A 17962-nucleotide genomic window follows, 5' to 3' on the forward strand; every position below is an offset into this window, starting at 1 on the left:
ATTCACCAAGGAAACGAAAGCGTCAGATGGCAACTCTGGGGATGTTAGGTTAACGCTTATGGGGCAAAGCCCTGCTGGTAATGTGCGGCGTTTCACAAAAGCGAATGCGCAAGCATTCGCGCACGCCGCACAGATTTGTGCCTCGAAGGGGCACTCTTTGGGAGGGCGGATGCCCGACATGCACAGTTTCGCTTGTGGCAACAGTGAGGAAATTGGCAAATATGCTTGCCATGCAATAGCAGGCAGGGCAAGCATATTTGCCAATTCTTGATTGCCGTTTGTGTTATCGGCAAAACGGAATTGTTTCTGTTCCCGTCACGATTGACGGACAGACAACAAAGGTCGAAGATGTTGACCCGTCCAGGAGTCGGGATGGGCCGCACACTCTTCCGGGGTGCCAGTCATGACAATACAGCCGCCCTTGCTCCCTCCCTCTGGTCCCAGATCGATAATCCAATCGGCAGTCTTGATAACATCCAGATTGTGTTCGATCACCACCAAGGTGTTACCAGCATCGACCAGACGCTGTAAAACCTCCAATAATTTGCGAATATCTTCAAAATGCAGGCCGGTGGTCGGTTCATCGAGAATATACAAGGTGCGTCCTGTGGCGCGCTTGGCCAATTCACGGGCGATTTTTACCCGCTGCGCCTCCCCTCCGGAAAGAGTGGTGGCTGCCTGGCCCAAACGAATATAGCCTAAGCCTACCTCAACCAAGGTGGTCAGTTTGCCCTGGACTGCCGGAATGGCCTGAAAAAAGAGCATGGCCTCATCCACCGTCATGTGCAAAATTTCTGCGATGGATTTTTCCTTATACCGTACTTCCAAAGTCTCCCGGTTATAACGACTGCCGTGGCATACATCACACTCGACAAAAATATCGGGCAAAAAGTGCATCTCAATCTTGACCAGACCATCACCGGCACAGGCTTCACAACGTCCACCCTTGACATTAAAACTGAAACGACCGGCGGTATAGCCCCTGGCCAGCGCCTCCGGCACCGAGGCCATTAGTTCACGAATGGGTGTAAACAGTCCGGTATAGGTGGCTGGATTGGAGCGGGGAGTGCGTCCAATGGGGGATTGATCGATATGGATCACCTTGTCCAAATGTTCCAGCCCGATAATCCGTTGCAAGCGTCCCCCTGGCATGCCAGCGCTGTTGTGCAGGCGTTGTTGCAAAGCCGGCAGCAGAGTATCCAGAATCAGACTGGATTTGCCAGATCCTGAGACACCAGTGACGCAGGTAAATACCCCCAAGGGAATGGCAACATCGATGGCGCGCAAATTGTGAGTACTGACCTGTTGCAGTTGCAGTTGCGCCTGTAGGGCTGCTGCTCGACGTTGCGTGGGTAGATGAATGGCCCGTTGTCCGCTTAAATAGTGTCCGGTCAATGAGCTGGGATGGCGGCTGATCTCCTCCGGTGTACCCACGGCAACAATATGTCCCCCCTGTTCCCCGGCCCCCGGTCCCATATCGACCACAAAGTCGGCACCGCGAATCGCCTCTTCATCATGTTCGACCACCACCACGGTATTGCCCAAATCGCGCAGACGCAACAGCGTAGCAAACAGGCGTTGATTGTCCCGTTGATGCAAGCCAATGCTCGGTTCGTCGAGAATATAGAGAACACCAGTCAAACCGGATCCCACTTGATTGGCCAGACGAATGCGTTGGCTCTCGCCACCGGAAAGGGTGGCCGCTGCCCGATCCAGACTGAGATAGTCCAATCCAACAGCAATCAAAAAGCCGAGTCGATTATAGACCTCGCGCAGAATGCGGGCGGCAATGGCCTGTTCCCGTGCGCTGAGGGTTAACTGGGCAAAAAACTTTTCCACCTGGGTCAAAGGCCAGGAGGATAAGGTGGCAATGGTCTCCTGCTCAATCCGTACATGCAGCGCCTCTTTGCGCAACCGTTGTCCTTGGCAAGCAGGGCAGGGTTGTGTCGAGCGATAGTGGCCCAACTCTTCGCGCATCTCTTCAGAGTCGGTCTCCAGATAGCGTCGTTGCAATAGCGGCAGAACCCCCTCCCAGATGCGCAGCGAGGAAAAACGTCGCTTGTTGCCCTGATACTGGAAACGAATTTTTTCGGCACCCGCACCATGGAGGATAATCTGCCGTGCCTCTTCCGAGAGCTCCTCCCAAGGGGTATGGATGTCAAAGCCAAAGTGGGCAGCCAAAGTATAAAGGGTTGCTTGCGCCAGTTGCGCGGTCGGCTTGGCCCATGGGGCAACCGCTCCTTGTCGCAGTGACAGACGGGGGTTGGGCACCACCCTTTCAGGATCAAAAAAGGCGCGGGTACCTAAGCCGTCACACTCCGGACAGGCGCCAAACGGATTGTTAAAGGAGAAAAGACGCGGCTCAATCTCTGGATAGGAGATGCCACAACGAATACAGGCATGCTGCGTGGAAAACAGCAGCTCATGTACCGGTTCCGAAACCACCTGAATACGCACGATTTGACCACGACTGAGCGCCCCCGATACAGCAGTACTGCGACTGCCAGCACTCTTCATGGCCAGATTGTCCACCAGATTGAGAGCGGTCTCCAGAGAGTCGGCCAATCGTGCTTCAATACCCGCCTTGATGGCAATGCGGTCTACCAGAGCTTCCAATGTGTGGGATACCTGTTTATCCAGAACAGGTAGATCTTCCAACTCATGGATGGTGCCATCCAGCATAATCCGGGTAAAACCTTGCTTGCGGAGGGCCTCCAGCTCTTTGCGATGCTCTCCTTTGCGACCGCGCACGATGGGTGCCAAAATCAACAAACGGGTGCGTTCTGGCAGCGCCATCAGAGTATCCACCATCTGGCTCACTGTCTGGCTGCTGATGGGGTCGCCGCAACCGTGACAATAAGGATGCCCAATGCGGGCAAAGAGCAGACGCAGATAATCATGAATTTCGGTGACCGTACCCACTGTGGAACGGGGATTGCGACCAGTGCTTTTTTGTTCGATGGCAATGGAGGGGGAGAGCCCGCTGATGGAATCGACATCCGGTTTGTTTTGCAGACTTAAAAATTGCCGGGCATAGGCGGAGAGAGATTCAACATAACGACGTTGTCCCTCTGCCGAAAGGGTATCGAAAGCCAGTGAAGATTTGCCGGAGCCAGAGACACCGGTGATCACGGTGAGGGCATTGCGGGGCAGTTCCAGGTCGATATTTTTCAGGTTGTGTTCGCGTGCGCCACGAATGACAATATTTCGTTCGCTCATGCTCTCCCGTTTCCATTTCAGGCTGTATTGGCTTGCCGCCGCTGGGTTGATACCCCTCTTGACCTACATTAAGGAGCATAACATGGTTGGTTACATGACGGAACTACTCTTGACAGATCGTGTGGTGCTTTGTATCGGCGGAGGGCAGGTAGCATGGCGCAAGGTGCAGGGTTTGACAGGTTGTGGAGCGCAGGTGACGGTCTTGGCGCCGCAACTGCATCCAGAATTAGCCGCTTTGCAGGCGCAAGGAGGTATCAGACACCGTCAGGAGTGGTTTCAGGAGGCGGTATTGGATGAGCAGCCCAGACCCCACCTATTGTTTGCGGCGACCGGAGAAGAGGCGCTAAACCGGCAGATTGCCGCTCTGGCTGCCCAGCGGAGTATCTTGTGCAATTCAGCGGATGATCCAGGCAGCAGCAGTTTTTTGGTGCCAGCGGTAGTACGGCGTGGTGCAGTGACCGTAGCGGTGACTACGGGCGGGATGTCGCCAGCCCTATCCCGTCTGTTGAAAGAGCGTCTGGAAGGTTTTCTGGAACCTGGTTGGGGTGCCTTGGCGCAACTGTTTGGAGCTTGCCGGGAGCAGGTCAAAAGGCGCATTACCGACGCAACAGCCCGACAACATTTTTGGCGGCAAACCTGCTTGGCAGTGGAACGGGAGCAGCGTTATCAGAGCACGGATAACCAGGAGTGGTTGGAACAACGTCTGCAACAAGCGCTTACTGGTAAACAGGAGCAGCGCTAACGGGTTGTCTTGTGGTTGGGTTGTGCAACAGGAGGGGTGACCAGCCAGGAGACAATAGCTCTGCCCTTCTGCAGCGCTACCACAAATCCACATTATCCTCAGTACCAAAATCGCTCTCTTCAATCGCTCCCTCGGCAACCAATTTCTGGTAAAAGCGCACCTGGTTGCGTCCGTTTTGCTTGGCAAAATAGAGGGCCTTGTCGGCCTTTTCCATCAAGGTGCCAGGCATCTCCGTGGGTTTGATCTCGATGGCTCCCTGGCTGACGGTGACCCGGTTGACTTGTGGAAAGGGATGATTTTCCACTGTGTAGCGAAAACGATCCAGGGCAGCAAAGGCTTGTTCTTCGGTCAAGTTGACCAAAAGCACCACAAACTCCTCGCCGCCAAAGCGAAAGACAAAATCCTGATCCCGAAAGGTTTTTTCCATCAGACGGGCAAAAGTGACCAAAACCTCATCACCAATCAGATGACCATAGGTATCATTCACCTTTTTAAAATGATCAATATCCAGAATGGCCAAAAAGGCGCTGTTTTGCCAGGAGTCGTTGCCACGGCGGGTATGTTTTTGCAACTTTTGGTAGATGCTATCGATAATTTCATCAAAGGATTGCCGGTTGCGCAGACCGGTCAGCACATCATGATAGGCCAGGTGGCGGATTTTGGCTTCTGCCTTGCGGACCTGCTCTTCGCGGCGTCGATGATGCAAAGCCATGGCCATGGGTGCGGCAATGGCAGTCAAAAAAGCCTCTTCATCGGCAAGATAGGGATGCCCTTCGTTGAGATAGATGGCGAGCAGACCCAAGAGTTGACCATGAAAGAGCAGTGGTACGCGATAGCTGTTATGGGGTGCAAGACCGGCACAATGGGTGGCATGCAGTGGGGTAGTGAAAAATTGTGTTTCACGTGCTTGTGCCGTACTGCCACAATCGCACTCTCCCAGGGTTACGCGCGCGCACTGATTGAGCAGTGCTTCTGGGATATTTTTATAGCCGGCGAGTATTAATTGATTGGCAGACTCATCGACCAGAAATAGAATACCTTTGTTGTGGCGAGAGAGCCAAGGAACAGCAAAGATGATTTCCAACATGACCTCGATTTGTCGGGCCATGCTGAGGGTTTCGACAATGGTTTCCAGCACGGCATTCCGGACAATTTTTGCTGTCAGGGCACGTTGATAACGCTCCTCCATGGAAGGATCAACCGCCAGTTGACCCGGATGAGCCACTTGGATATCCATTTCTTCTGCTTTATCGGTAAAAGGTGAAAATCAGGAAAGCCACCCCCTATTGAAGCACACTAAGTGAGGTGGGGGAAGTTAAAAAATATAAAGATCTGTCACTTTTTGCAAGTTCAGGGTGTGGTTTTGTCTTGAGCAAGCTCTATAATGCGTTTTGTCAAATAATGTAGCGTCGTAGAGGGGTTGCCGTGTGGATCCCCCTCTGCCTCCCTTTTGTTGAGTCCGTTTTCAGCATGTTGACAGGCTGTTTGATAGTTTTTCTTCATTGGTTCATAAGCAAATTTTTTGTCACTATCTGGATCATAATTCATGTGTTTTTTTAGTAACTTTTGCACGCTATGGCGGTCAAGCTCTGCATTATGATCAACAAAATGGTACAAAGCCCACAATTCGATGCAGGGATTGGAGTAGGCAACGTGAATACCGCTGACTTGGGCACGGTTGCGGGCTTGCGCAATATATGGATGCTCATCACGATCAAAAACTGCCCAAATTTCATAGACCATGGATTGGTCACGTTTTTTAGTTAACTTGTTTTTTTCATCAACAGCTCGCTCGACAATTTTCTCTGGTGTTCCTGCACCCGCTATGATCCGTAAATGATCAGGCAAAAATTGATGATCATCAGCAAAAGCGCACAAATAGTCAGGTTCTGTGTTTTTGCCCTCACACACAATCACCAGGGTCGTATTTTTGGGGTTCCAGTGTGCTGTGTCTCTTTTGAGAGTGGTGTTGGGCGGTAACTTTCTCTTTGGTAAGGCAGACATGCAATATATCACTCCTTGCCCAGCAAGCGGCCCGGTGCGCCTAAATAAGGAATGCCTCCAAACACGCCGCGCAGATACTCCTTTTGTACATTATCGCGGCTGCGTACCTGATAATCGGTCAAAGGATAAAGGCGTGTAGCGCCATGCTCATCTTTTTCGGTAAACCAGATTTGGTCGCGATGAATCACCGGCAGAGTGAGTAAATGGGTATCATGGGTGATGCAGATCAACTGTGCTTGCTTGGGGTTGGTCTCTGGACTACCAAACAAGGAGATGATTTTATCTACCAGCAAGGGATGTAAATGTGCGGATAGCTCATCGATCCACAGGGTACCTCCCTTGTCCAGAACCGCAAAAATGGCTTCCGCAAGACGCAGCAGAGCAAGAGTGCCTTTGCTCTCCAAGCTAGGATCAAAAAATACAATTTTGTTGTTCAAGTCTAAATGACCTAAACTAAAAGTTATTTGTTTGGGGAGCTGATTCAAAATTTTCTGCTGAATATCCATATCTGAGTTGGCTGTACCAATCCGATCTGATATTAATTTCACAATACTTTCTGATATATCTTTAGGTATTGGAGCGTCTTCCATTGATATTTCGGCGATACCAATATCACCTTCAGACAAAAATTTAACAATTCGTTGACGAAATGCTTCATTTTCAAATTGTGCCAAGTTTCTCCATTGTGATATATTTCCAAGATTTGTCGAATAAAGCAAAATATAGTAGTCTCTGAAATAATTACGCACAATTGCTAATTGCGAGTGTGAATTACTTGCAGCAATGGAAAGGAAAAGGTTATTATGTGCAGTAAATTCTGCAAGAGTTTGTTTTTTTCCCTTTAAGTTCGGACCAAAATAATACTCGTTATTTTCTCCATGTTTGCGATGAAACCATACCTGTTTACGACCGTCAGGATAAGCAAACAACCACTCTTCAAGAATGCGGTAGTTATTATGTGTAAATCCGTAATGATACCGAACTCCATCAATTATCACATCGCAATCAAGATGTGTGGGGTAATCAACCATCTTTTCATCAAGACGAAAAAACTTTCTACTAATGTTTCCTTGCTTGTTCGAAATATGATGAGATTTGACAATAGCATTGATAAAATATTTCCATGAAGCAAGCAGATTTGTTTTTCCAGACGCATTTGCTCCAAAGATGATCGCTATTGGCAGTAATGAATGACCAAGACCATTGACATGAAAACGGTAGGCAGATTCCTCCTTCAAAGTTGAAGAAGCTACCATAGAAAATTGTTGATATTCCTTGAAAGAAAATAAATTACCTACACCAAAACGAATCAACATTGTTAAACTCATACAGAGAGAAAGTGTGTATGGACAGCAATTTCAAGTCTATCTTTGACCATTTCCGTCAGGATAGCCACTTTGATTGAGCTTGACAAGCAATTTTAGAGATGAAAAGCGCGTAGAACAACAGAACCAGCAAACAGCAACACAGGGAAAAATGAAAAAAAGAGGAACAGATGGTCCCACTACTATTGTCGCTTGGTCGCCAACTCCGCTTCAGGAGTGGCTGGAGCCTCTGGCTCCTCCCAGTGCAAAAGGCTGATATCATCATGAATGCCAACGGCACGCACCCGTTTGACCCGATTGTCCCAAGCCGTGCGCTCATCACCATCTGCCGCCCACAATAATGCCTCTTGCGGACAATTTTGATGATCCTCCCAGCGGGGATTGTCCACCGAACCCGTGCGTATGCCTGTCTCTTTCTGAATGGCCCGCCTTGCCCGCAACGCCTCTTCATAACTGGCAAAAGGCATCGACAATACCCGATGGGTTTCAGTGCCTTGTGGCGTGCGTAGCGTATCCCGTTGGCTCTCATAACGCTGTGCTCGCCACTCCGGCGCCGCTATCTGCTCCGCCTCCCGCTCCGTCGCTTTGCTCACCCTGCTCAACTTGCGCATGATCTCCTCTCGCTCCTCCTCAGTCTGGTAGGCTCCCGCATGCACATAAAACGGGCCCTCCGAAACAAAAGGATGGCGCGGACCATGATCAGCTCTCTCTCTCTCCTGATTGGGCAGAGTCGCATAAAAAGGGCCGCTGGATTGATACGCCGTTTCATCTGCAACAGAAGCACCCCCCTTTGCCGCCAGAGCATCTTCCGAGGTCTTCTCCAATGCCTCCAAGGCAGTGTTGACCCCACTCCGGTCACTGCTACGCCCACCCTCTTCCAAAACAGGTGCCCATTTGCGGTTGCGTACCCAACCCGCCGTCACCGGAATCCAACTGCGCATCACCTCGCGTGCATGGGTCAGATCGGTAAAATCAGCAAACGGACCAACCAGCATGCGCAATACATAACGGTTATCCCAGGTGCGCGCCGTTTCCAAACGGCTGTAAACACCATGGGTTGCCAAAGCCTGTGCAATGGGGCGCAAGCTCTCCCGGTCTGGATAGATGCCAATACAGGCATAATAAGGGCCCCAACCCATTTTCGGTAACGTATCGTCTGGAGGGGTGACTAAAAAAGGACCATCATAACAGTTGCCCTTTTTCTTTGTGTCCTCCTCCTGTTGCTCCGCAGCGTCGCTGGACGTGGCGGCTATGCAATGGCCCTCAGCATCCGCAACCTTCTCCCCTTCTTCAATCGGCAAACGCATCCAGAATGATTCCGGTCGCAGACCAGACTCCGGCAACAAAGGTCGGGTCAACGCAGATACTGAAGGAATCACCGATTCAATTGCCCCCGGTGCTGCTGGCAGTACCGGTGCAATAGACTCTCTGATACTGGTTTGCGGTGAATGAAAAGCAGTTGTCTCTTGGCTGGATGTCGCCGTCACCGGAGTGGATAACGCCGCCATCAGAGTGGCTCCATCACGATGCAAGGCAAAATCACCCACAACAGGAGATTGCTGGGTGATGGTGTGCAACGGATCGGCCAGATCAGACTCCTTCATGGCTACGGGCGAGCTGCTGCGACTCTCCTTGTTGACTGCGGCTGCTTCCTTGAGCGGGGTGGGTGCCGCTTTCTGTCGGGGCGCCGCTGTGGCGGAGGAGGAGGGGTGCGCATCGTGGGCTTGGTTGGCTCCTGCCCCGCTTTCCGCAACAATATCCAAAGCATGCTCTGGCAACAAAGGCCAGCCCATCGCTGCCCACAGGCGAATCCGCGCCAAGCGGTGTTGATAGCGGCTACGCACCAGGTTGGTTTGAATGGTCAAAGTCTCATATTGAGTGTCCAGCAGCTCCAAAATGGTACGGGTGCCTGCCAAAAAGGCATCCTGCAGGCCAGCCAATGCCTTTTGGTTGGAACGCAAAGCCCGTTCTTGAAAGTCGATGGCTAATTTAAGATTGGCCACATCCATGCGCGCCTCTTGTGCCTCCCGCAAGGCAATATGGCGCAGACGATCAACATCGGCTACCAGACTTTCCCACTCGGCTTGTGCTTGACGAGTACGCGAGGTGATCATTCCTCCGCTGTAAATGGGCACATCCAGCGTCAACATGGAAGATTGATTATCGGTATCCTCCTTGAAAGAGCTGCCAGTCCCGCTCATTTCAGTATTCCAGGTGCGGGTTGCTGTATAGGTAAAACGCAAAGTGGGCGCATGCTCCGCACGACGCATTTTAGTGGCAATAGCCGCAGACTCCATCTTAGCCCGTGCTGCACGAATATCGGCACGCGACTCCACCATCTCTGCCAAGCGCTCTTCAAATTGTGCAGGTTCCTGCCATTTGAACTCGGGAAGGACAATCTGCTTCGGGGGCAGCTCGCCAGTTACTTCGGCAAAAGAAGCAGCAGCCTTGTCCATGACATTGCGCGCATTGGTGCGCGCTGCTTCCGCCTGCAAAGCCCGTGAATCGGCCTCATGCACCTCCGTCTCCGTTGATTCTCCGGCCTTGAAACGCAGAGCGACAATTCGGGCATGGCGGGCAGTGACATGGGTATAACTATCGGAAAGTTCATAAACTTCACGGGCTTCCAGCCAGTTGGAGATCAAGGTGGCAATGCGTACCACCATATCCTGTCTGGTATATTCCAGATCGGCGACGGCTCCATCAATTTGTGGCAAACTCTGTTCTCGTCCTAACAGATTGACAAAATTAAAGATCGGTTGATTGACGCGCACCCCTACCTGGTTCGGCTCATTGTGGGCATATTTATTGATGCGACGGTAATAGGTGGTCTCATCCAGAACAGAAGAAGCGGTAACATCCACTGTGGGTAACAGACGCGCCCGACTCTGCGGATCCACCTCACGAGTCGCCCGCAAGACCGCCTCTTGTCGTTGGATCATCGGACTGCGTGCCAAGCCGTTATCAACCGCTATCCAAAAGGTTTGTACATCCGGGTTTGCCGCTCCCAAGAGCGGAGAAGAGGAGAAACCGACAGCAATTGCCAAAAGAGCAGGCCAAACACAGGAGATTTTGCGCGCAGTTATTCGCCACACCGTGCAGCTTCTTAGTGCGCGTTTGGGCACGGAAAATGCCTCTGTCGGTAAAGATGGCCGGATAACAGCGGACATTCAAAGAGTTCCGTTTGTTGGCCTGAAAATTGCCTCAAACAATCGTGAGACGACCAGGGCGTATAGGTTGTCTGGCATAAATTACGTGTATAAAATGAAATCACAACGCTATTGCCAGCGTTTCTCACTGCCTTTAACTAACTATGTAATTTATGGCCGCCAGCAAGTCAATGCTCAACACCACCCGTGTTCGGGTGTTAGCAGATATGGGCAATATTCAGGAGACCGGTGCCCCCCCGTTGCTGCGGGAGACTTTGGTTCTGATTATTGGCGCTATGGTGTTGCTGTTGAGTTGGTCCGCCATCACCAGCGTCAAGGAGGTGGCGCATGTTCCAGGGCAGGTGATTCCCAAAAGATCGGTGCAGACGGTACAGCATCTCGAAGGGGGTGCTGTTGCCGAGATACTGGTGCAAGATAGCCAGTTGGTCGAAAAAGATCAGGTTCTTGTACGTATGGACAGCAATCTTTCCGTGCCAGAACGGGAACAGGCCATGGCGCAACTGCGTGGTTTGGAAGCGCGTGCTCTGCGCTTGCGTGCTTTTCTGGCTGAGGGAAAACGGGCCAAAGAGTATATCATCGCTTTGCAAAAAGATCCTTTGTATGCCGAACAGTGGGAGATCTACCAAAATCAAAAAATTGCTCTGCAAAACAATTTGTCGGTTTTGGATAGTCAAATTGCCCAGCGGCAGGCTGATATTGACCAGGCCAAAGGGGAGCTGGATGATGCCTACAAACAGTATGAACTGACCGGAGAGTTGGTCAAAATTCGCAAAGAGCTTGTCGAACAACAGGCTATCTCCCGTTTGATCTATCTGGAAACAGTACGTGCCCATATCGTTGCCAAAGGAGAGATCGATCGTTTTCGTAAACAGATCGAAAATCAACAAGCTGCACTACAGGAGGTCCAACAGCGTCGCAAAAAAACCATCGCCGATACCTATAAGAGCGCTAACGATGAACTGGCTGTTCTCGTTAACGAAATGGCACAGGTGAAAGAGATGTTGACAAAGATGGTGGATCGTGTAGAACGAACGGAAGTAAGGGCACCTATTCGTGGTATTGTGCAAGAGTTGAAAGTGCACATTCCCGGAACGGTTGTACAGTCGGGTGAAGTGTTAATGCGTATTGTTCCGGTTGAGGACTATTTGGAAATTGAAGCCCGTATTCCACCCAACGATATTGGTCGGGTGGCACTTGATCAAACGGTGGTAGTCAAAATCAGCAGCTATGAATTTTCCCGCTTTGGCACCGTTTCGGGCAAATTGACCACTCTCTCCTCCAGTGTGTTGGTAGATGAACAGGGAGCACCTTACTATCGTGGTGGTGTCACACTGACTCGCTATTATGTCGGTGATCAACCAGATAAATATCCAATCACCTCCGGCATGCAGGCGCAGATCGATATTTTGTTGGGTGAAAAAACCATTTTGAAAGGCATGTTGGTAGCCCTGCAGCGTGCTACCAGTGGTGGGTTTAACGAACGGTAGATGGCAATGGATAACCTTACTCTATCCTCAGTGCGCATATTTGTTTCAATCGCTAGTTACCGAGACAGCGAAACACCGTGGACGCTGCAGGATCTGTTTGCCAAAGCGCGCTATCCACAACGGATCTATGCCGGTGTCTTGTGGCAGGTTGCCCCGGAGGATCCTCCAGAATGGTGTCGGATACCAGAGGCCTGGGCGAGCCAGGTGCGCGGATTGCAGGTCGATGCTGCCAGCAGCATGGGTGCCTGTTGGGCTCGCAGTCGGATCCAGCGGGAGTTGTGGCAAGACGAAGAGTATCATCTGCAAATCGACAGTCACAGCCGGTTTGCACCGGGATGGGATGAAACAGTGCTGCAGGTGTTGGCGGAGTGTCCGGCGCATAAGCCGGTTTTGACTACCCATCCCATCCGCTATGAACCACCCGATCAATTGTCGGCCGATCTGTTGCCGATCTTGACTGCCGGGCGCTTCAATGATGCCGGTATTTTGATGCCCAAGGCAAAAGGCTTGCCGAAATCCTTTGTTCCCGCCAAACCATTACCAAGCGCTTTTATCGGTGCCGGCTTTGTCTTTGCCTCATCGCAGATCATTCGTGATGTTCCCTATGACCCCTACCTCTATTTTCACGGTGAAGAGGTCAGCATGGGTGTGCGCTTGTGGACCCATGGCTATGATCTGTTTTGTCCCAACAGGGTGATCCTCTATCATGATTATACCGACCGGGGGCGCAGACGCCATTGGAGTGATCATACCGATTGGAGCGTTATCAACCGCCGGGCAATGATTCGTTTGCGCCATCTGTTGGCTCCACAACGAGTTGAGGAGCAGGATGCTGAGGCTTTGCGTGATGTGGAGCAATATGGTCTGGGTGAGCGCAGAAATTTGAGAGAATATGAAGCCTTTGCCGATGTGGATTTTGTACGCCGGAGCATCGGAGCACGCGCAGCAGATGGTCAATTTCCTCTGTTGCCGGCAGAAAATGATGAGCAGTGGCGGATGCGACGTGTTTTTACACAAATCTATGATGAAAATCTTTGGAAAGCCTGGGATACCCGTAGCGGCCCAGGCTCCTCCTGGGAGGCTACCCGTACTTTACGCAACACTCTGGCAGCTCTGTTCAAAGAGTTGGGTATTCGCATTTTGCTGGATGCCGGATGTGGCGATTTGGTCTGGCTGGCCGATATTACAAATGATTTGGAGCTTTATTTGGGTTTCGATATGGTTCCCGCGTTGATCGAACGCAATCGTGTTTTATATGGCCATCGCAAAAACCATTTTTTCAATGTAGCAGATATGAGCTGTGATCCTCTGCCCCGTGGTGATGCGCTGCTATGCCGCAATCTGTTGACCCATCTATCCAATTCCCAAGCCAATGATACTTTACGCCAATTCAAAAAGAGTGAAGCCCGTTATCTGTTGGCAACAACCTTTCCTGACAAGGAGAACCGCGATATCGAAGCCGGTCAATGGCGACCGGTCAATCTGACAGCTCCACCCTTTTCCCTGCCGCCACCACGTCGCTTGTTGCCGGATGGAGAACATGGTGCCTGTCTGGGGGTTTGGCATCTGGCTGACTGGTGAGCTGTTTTATGGCCAACCTCTTCCTTACAGAATCTATCGGAGTGCGTCAGCGATGTTGAACTGGCGCAACTGGCTCTCCTTGGACGGCAGCAAACTGCACAGCACTTTGCTGCTGCTGGCAGCTCTTTCGCTGATGATCAACATCATCGGCCTCGCTGTTCCATTGGCCTTGTTGCAGGTCTATAACCGTATCATTCCCAATCAGGGCGAAACCACTCTGACCATTCTGGTGGTCGGGGTCTTAGGTGCTCTGCTGTTGGAAGCGGTGTTACGTTGGTTTCGCTCCTATTATACCGGGTGGATTGGTGCCCGCTATGAACATGTCACGGGGTGTGAAATATTTCGTCGCTTGCTCTTTGCCTCCGGCAAAGGCCAACCTAAAGAGGCCGGTTCCGAACTGCAGGAGCGGATGAGTGCCATTCAAACTGTTGGTGAACTCTATTCCGGTCAGCTCTTCCTGGCTCTCTTCGATCTGCCCTTTTTGGTTCTCTACCTGATGCTGCTGTTGCAGTTGGGAGGTGAGCTGGCAGTCATTCCCATCTGCTCCATTGTCTTGGTGACCGCCATCTCTTATCGCCTGGGTATGCAGATGGGTAAGGCTCTCGATGACGACAGCAAATCGGTCATGCGCCGCTTCGGTTTTATCAATGAGACCTTGGCACGGGTGCACACCGTCAAAGCCATGGCGATGGAATCACTGATGCTGCGTCGCTATGAACTGCTGCAAAACTCTCATGCACAAAAAACCAGGGAGATTATTTTTCGTGGGGTGGTTCTGCCCACCTTTTCCTCCTTTATGGCCCAGGCCAATACTGCCTTGGTGGTTACCTTTGGAGCCATCGCAGTGATGGATGGAGATTTGACTACCGGTGGACTGGCCGCCTGCACCATGTTATCGGGCCGCATGTTCCAACCCTTGCAAACCTTGGTGGGTGGCTGGACACGTTTGCAGACGATTCGCATCGCCCGCCGTGATGTCAATGATCTGTTGCGTCTGCCCGATCCTCCAAGCAAACCTCCTGTCGCTTTGAGTAGCCAAAACGCGGGCATGATGCGTCCAGCCAGCCGCTCTCTGCCCAAAGAGTTTTGTTTTGAACTGGCCAATGTCAGTGTCGATTTTACCGGCAAAAGACCGGTCTTGAACGATGTCTCCCTGGCGGTTCGTCATCGGGAAACCATTGCTATTATCGGTGACAGTGGTAGCGGCAAAACGACCCTGCTGCAGTTGTTGACCGGTCGGGTCATGCCGACCGCCGGTGTGATGCGCTATAATGGTGACACAGTGCAGGAGGTGCCACGAGAGTTTATCAATGCCGTCTCTTATGTGCCCCAAAAAGGGACCTTGTTCAACGGAACGATTTTGCAAAACATTACCATGTTTGACGAATCCCTGGAAAAGGTTGGCTTGCAAATGGCGACCATGCTGGGCTTGGATACCTCGGTTGCCCGCATGCCAAAGGGATACCAAACCATTGTCGGCGATGGGGCTGCAGAATCGTTGCCTGCTGGTGTTGTACAACGCATCTCTATTGCCAGATCTCTGGCCATGACCCCACAGGTTTTGCTCTTTGATGAAGCCAATATGGCTATCGACTCGGCAGGTGACGCCTTGCTGCGCGACAGTCTGGAACAGTTGAAAGATCGTTATGATTGTACAATCGTCTTGGTCTCCTGGCGTCCCTCCCTGCTGCGTCTGGCGGATCGGGTATTTCGTTTGATCGATGGGCGATTGGAACCCCTTGCCGATTATCGGGATGCCTTTGCCACTCCTGTGGCCACCAGTGCTGCCGACAATCAGACTCTTGTTGAACAACATCAACCAGAATCGCTTGAAGCCCCTAAACAAACCACCTGGCAGGAGTTTGTCAGTCGTTTGCCGCATCAAAACAGCTTTACCCGTTGTTTGAGAGGAATGTTGGAAGCGTTGCACTGGCAGGGAGCGGCACGACAAGTCGCCGAGGCTTTACCGCATCTGTTTGGCAATACGCAAAAAATTGCTGCGGGAACGGCAATTGCCGGCGGCGGAATGGATATTACCGATTTTTGCAATACCCTGGCTAATCTACAATATACGCATCGTTCCGAATCCAATTTTTTGTCACGCATCGATTTGCGCAGTGCCCCATTCCTCTTTGTGGGACGCTCTTTGGAAGAGGTGATGGTGGTTTTGGGGGCTAGTCCGCAGGGGGGAATCGAAATTTTTGATGGCCAGGATGGCACGGTCAAATCCATACCCGGTCAGTTGTGGGGACGTGCCTACTTTTTCATTCCGCCTGGACAGGATGCCACACGTCCAAAAAGCTGGATCTCAATGCAAATATTACGTTTCAGTTCACTGGTTTGGTTGACAATGTTGGTCACCCTGGTCGGTAATGTAATGGCCACTTCCAGTGCCCTGTTCAACATGGCCATCTATGACAGCGTCATTCCCAGTGGTTCCCGGTCGATGATTCTGGGGCTGATGGCCGGTACTCTGGTCGCTATTGCCCTGGATGCCGGATTGCGCTTTCAGAGAGCGCGCATCCTGGCCTATATCGGTGCCAAAGCAGAACGCATCCTGGGAGCTGGTATCCTGGAGCGGTTAATGGCTATGCCCGCTCCCTTTACGGAACGGGTTGCTGTCGGTGTACAGGTGGCACGGATCAAATCGCTGGAAGTAATCCGGGAGATGTTTACCGGCAATTTGGCGGTCCTCTATTATGATGCTCCGACAACGCTCTTTTTTCTGGTTGTCCTCTGGGTGGTCAGCCCCGGTGTGATCTTGTTCATGATTCTTTTGGTCGCCAGTCTGGTATTGGTGGGAGCGGTTCTGGTACCCATATTGCGCACCCATACCTCCAATTCTGGACGTCTGCAATCGCAACGTCAGGCTTTCTTGACCGAATCCTTGGCCAATCTGCCCGTCATTCAAGGCTCCCATGCCGGAGAAACCTGGTATGATCGCTATCGGGAGCTCTCCGGCAAAGCGATTCTGGCAAACTTCTATGTGTCACAGTTGACCACCATTCTCTCTGCATCGGCACAAGTGCTGACCATGGCTGCTTCGATCGGTGTGATGGCCATGACTGCCAAGGGAGTATTAAGCGGTACTCAAAGTGCTGGTTCGGTGGTGGCGGCGATGATGCTGACCTGGCGCATCCTGGCACCTATTCAGACCACCTTTCTGGGCATCTCACGTATGGTGCAGATTTTCAGCAGTTTGTCACAAGTCGATCGCTTGATGGAGATCAAAGGCGAACGGGATCACCATACCGCCACCAATCGGGCAGAGTTGCAATTCAAAGGCTCAGTCACCTTTTCCCGTGTCTCCTTTCGCTATACCAATGATGCAGAACCTGCCCTGGTTGGCGTCAATTGCCAAATCCCCGCCGGGTCGGTGGTTGCCATTATCGGGGCCAACGGTTCCGGTAAATCTACATTCATCAAACTGCTTTTAGGACTCTATACCCCCCAAGCCGGCAGCATTCAAATCGATGACGAAGATATTCGCCAGTTGGATCCTATCGCTTTACGGCAATCCATCAGCTATTTGCCACAAATCTGTGACATCTTTTTTGGTTCGGTAGCCCAGAATTTGCGTCTGGTCAACCCCGTTGCCAGTGACGAAGAGTTGGAAGAGGCAACAGCCAAAGCCGGCCTGTTATCCGAAATCCGTGCCATGCCAAATGGTTTTGATACCCGTCTGGATGAAAGTCGCCCCTCTTCGCTGGCGGCAGGTTTCAAACAACGTTTGTCATTGGCGCGTGTCTATCTCAAAAATTCGCGAATCGCCCTTTTCGATGAACCAGCCAACAATTTGGATGGAGATAGCGAACAGCTCTTCCGGGATGCTGTCGAAGAGTTGCGTGGTTCGACGACCATTTTTATCGTGACGCACCGTCCCAGCCATATGCAAATGGCCGACATCGTACTCTATTTGGATTCAGGATATTTGCGCGGCTCTGGACCACCAAACGAAGTGAAAAAATTATTGTCGAAAAATTTTGTGTAACCATCCGTTATTAGGCCGCCTCTTATGATGTCTCGCCACTCCGCCCACCGCTTCGCAGATGCCATCACCTTGGAAGAGGCGGTGATCTCCTGGAAAGTGCGCTTGGCCTTGTTGGTAACGTTGTTTTTTACCGTTCTGTTTGTCCTATGGTCAATGGCGACCTCAATTGATGAAGCGGTCAAGGCCAATGGTCAATTTGTACCGCAAGGTTTAGTCTATCGCGTGCAATCTACAGAAGCAGGTATTCTGTCAACCATTGCTGTGAAAGAGGGAGATAGGGTAGAAAAGGGGGATCTGTTATTGAAGCTCAACAATGCTCCCATCGATACCGATGAAAAACAGGCTATGGCGCGCATGGCTGGCTTGCAAGCCAAGCGCATTCGTCTTCAGGCTTTACTGACCGGAACCGAAGCCGATTTCTCCAGCATTGATAGCACATACAG

At 51.4% G+C, this 17962-nt stretch carries 10 protein-coding genes and 1 pseudogene; 6 read left to right on the plus strand and 5 right to left on the minus strand.

The features are described from left to right. On the plus strand, nucleotides 1-271 hold a 271-nt coding region (locus EJP87_RS18400), incomplete at its 5' end, for a hypothetical protein (RefSeq protein WP_227657483.1). 44 nt (nucleotides 272-315) lie between these two features. Here EJP87_RS18400 and uvrA read toward each other — a convergent pair. Then, nucleotides 316-3219: an excinuclease ABC subunit UvrA gene (gene uvrA / locus EJP87_RS06180; RefSeq protein ID WP_130470988.1), complete on the minus strand. Its 2904-nt coding sequence runs from the start codon at nucleotides 3217-3219 to the stop codon at nucleotides 316-318. Between the two features lie 82 nt (nucleotides 3220-3301). Between uvrA and EJP87_RS06185 the strand changes: the two genes are divergently transcribed. After that, nucleotides 3302-3961 (plus strand): precorrin-2 dehydrogenase/sirohydrochlorin ferrochelatase family protein, encoded by a 660-nt coding sequence (locus EJP87_RS06185; RefSeq protein ID WP_193771181.1) that lies wholly within the window; start codon nucleotides 3302-3304, stop codon nucleotides 3959-3961. Nucleotides 3962-4037: 76 nt separating this feature from the next. Here EJP87_RS06185 and EJP87_RS06190 read toward each other — a convergent pair whose 3' ends face one another. The 4 genes from EJP87_RS06190 to EJP87_RS06205 all read right to left on the minus strand — a co-directional run bounded on the left by EJP87_RS06190 (nucleotide 4038) and on the right by EJP87_RS06205 (nucleotide 10385). Beyond that, nucleotides 4038-5198, minus strand: coding sequence for a sensor domain-containing diguanylate cyclase (locus EJP87_RS06190; RefSeq protein WP_130470990.1), 1161 nt, complete (start codon nucleotides 5196-5198; stop codon nucleotides 4038-4040). A 113-nt stretch (nucleotides 5199-5311) separates the two neighbouring features. Continuing rightward, on the minus strand, nucleotides 5312-5965 hold the full coding sequence (locus EJP87_RS06195; protein ID WP_130470991.1) for an RloB family protein: 654 nt from the start codon (nucleotides 5963-5965) through the stop codon (nucleotides 5312-5314). A gap of 8 nt (nucleotides 5966-5973) precedes the next feature. Continuing rightward, nucleotides 5974-7281: an AAA family ATPase gene (locus EJP87_RS06200; protein ID WP_193771182.1), complete on the minus strand. Its 1308-nt coding sequence runs from the start codon at nucleotides 7279-7281 to the stop codon at nucleotides 5974-5976. 191 nt (nucleotides 7282-7472) lie between these two features. After that, a complete protein-coding gene (locus EJP87_RS06205; protein ID WP_193771183.1) occupies nucleotides 7473-10385 on the minus strand; it encodes a TolC family outer membrane protein in 2913 nt (970 codons plus the stop codon). 245 nt (nucleotides 10386-10630) lie between these two features. On the opposite strand from EJP87_RS06205, the gene EJP87_RS06210 reads away from it, so the two are divergent. The 4 genes and pseudogenes from EJP87_RS06210 to EJP87_RS06225 all read left to right on the plus strand — a co-directional run. Further along, nucleotides 10631-11947 (plus strand): HlyD family type I secretion periplasmic adaptor subunit, encoded by a 1317-nt coding sequence (locus tag EJP87_RS06210; protein WP_193771184.1) that lies wholly within the window; start codon nucleotides 10631-10633, stop codon nucleotides 11945-11947. Further along, nucleotides 11948-13528 (plus strand): GlcNAc-transferase family protein, encoded by a 1581-nt coding sequence (locus EJP87_RS06215; RefSeq protein WP_130470995.1) that lies wholly within the window; start codon nucleotides 11948-11950, stop codon nucleotides 13526-13528. Next, complete coding sequence (locus tag EJP87_RS06220) at nucleotides 13488-17519, plus strand: peptidase domain-containing ABC transporter (RefSeq protein ID WP_193771185.1); 4032 nt, start codon at nucleotides 13488-13490, stop codon at nucleotides 17517-17519. The genes EJP87_RS06215 and EJP87_RS06220 overlap by 41 nt, the downstream gene beginning before the upstream one ends. Before the next feature lie 24 nt (nucleotides 17520-17543). Continuing rightward, nucleotides 17544-17962: pseudogene (locus EJP87_RS06225) on the plus strand (hypothetical protein); the annotation flags it as partial.

The organism is Candidatus Magnetaquicoccus inordinatus (genome assembly GCF_004217665.1).
Taxonomy (GTDB): domain Bacteria; phylum Pseudomonadota; class Magnetococcia; order Magnetococcales; family Magnetaquicoccaceae; genus Magnetaquicoccus; species Magnetaquicoccus inordinatus.

What these genes read in the sequence shown, in the direction of transcription:
- EJP87_RS06195 (WP_130470991.1), bottom strand. Translation starts at nt 5,965, where the DNA reads ATGTCTGCCTTACCAAAGAGAAAGTTACCGCCCAACACCACTCTCAAA.
- EJP87_RS06200 (WP_193771182.1), bottom strand. Translation starts at nt 7,281, where the DNA reads ATGTTGATTCGTTTTGGTGTAGGTAATTTATTTTCTTTCAAGGAATAT.
- EJP87_RS06190 (WP_130470990.1), bottom strand. Translation starts at nt 5,198, where the DNA reads ATGGATATCCAAGTGGCTCATCCGGGTCAACTGGCGGTTGATCCTTCC.
- EJP87_RS06185 (WP_193771181.1), top strand. Translation starts at nt 3,302, where the DNA reads ATGGTTGGTTACATGACGGAACTACTCTTGACAGATCGTGTGGTGCTT.
- EJP87_RS06220 (WP_193771185.1), top strand. Translation starts at nt 13,488, where the DNA reads ATGGTGCCTGTCTGGGGGTTTGGCATCTGGCTGACTGGTGAGCTGTTT.
- EJP87_RS06215 (WP_130470995.1), top strand. Translation starts at nt 11,948, where the DNA reads ATGGCAATGGATAACCTTACTCTATCCTCAGTGCGCATATTTGTTTCA.
- EJP87_RS06210 (WP_193771184.1), top strand. Translation starts at nt 10,631, where the DNA reads ATGCTCAACACCACCCGTGTTCGGGTGTTAGCAGATATGGGCAATATT.
- uvrA (WP_130470988.1), bottom strand. Translation starts at nt 3,219, where the DNA reads ATGAGCGAACGAAATATTGTCATTCGTGGCGCACGCGAACACAACCTG.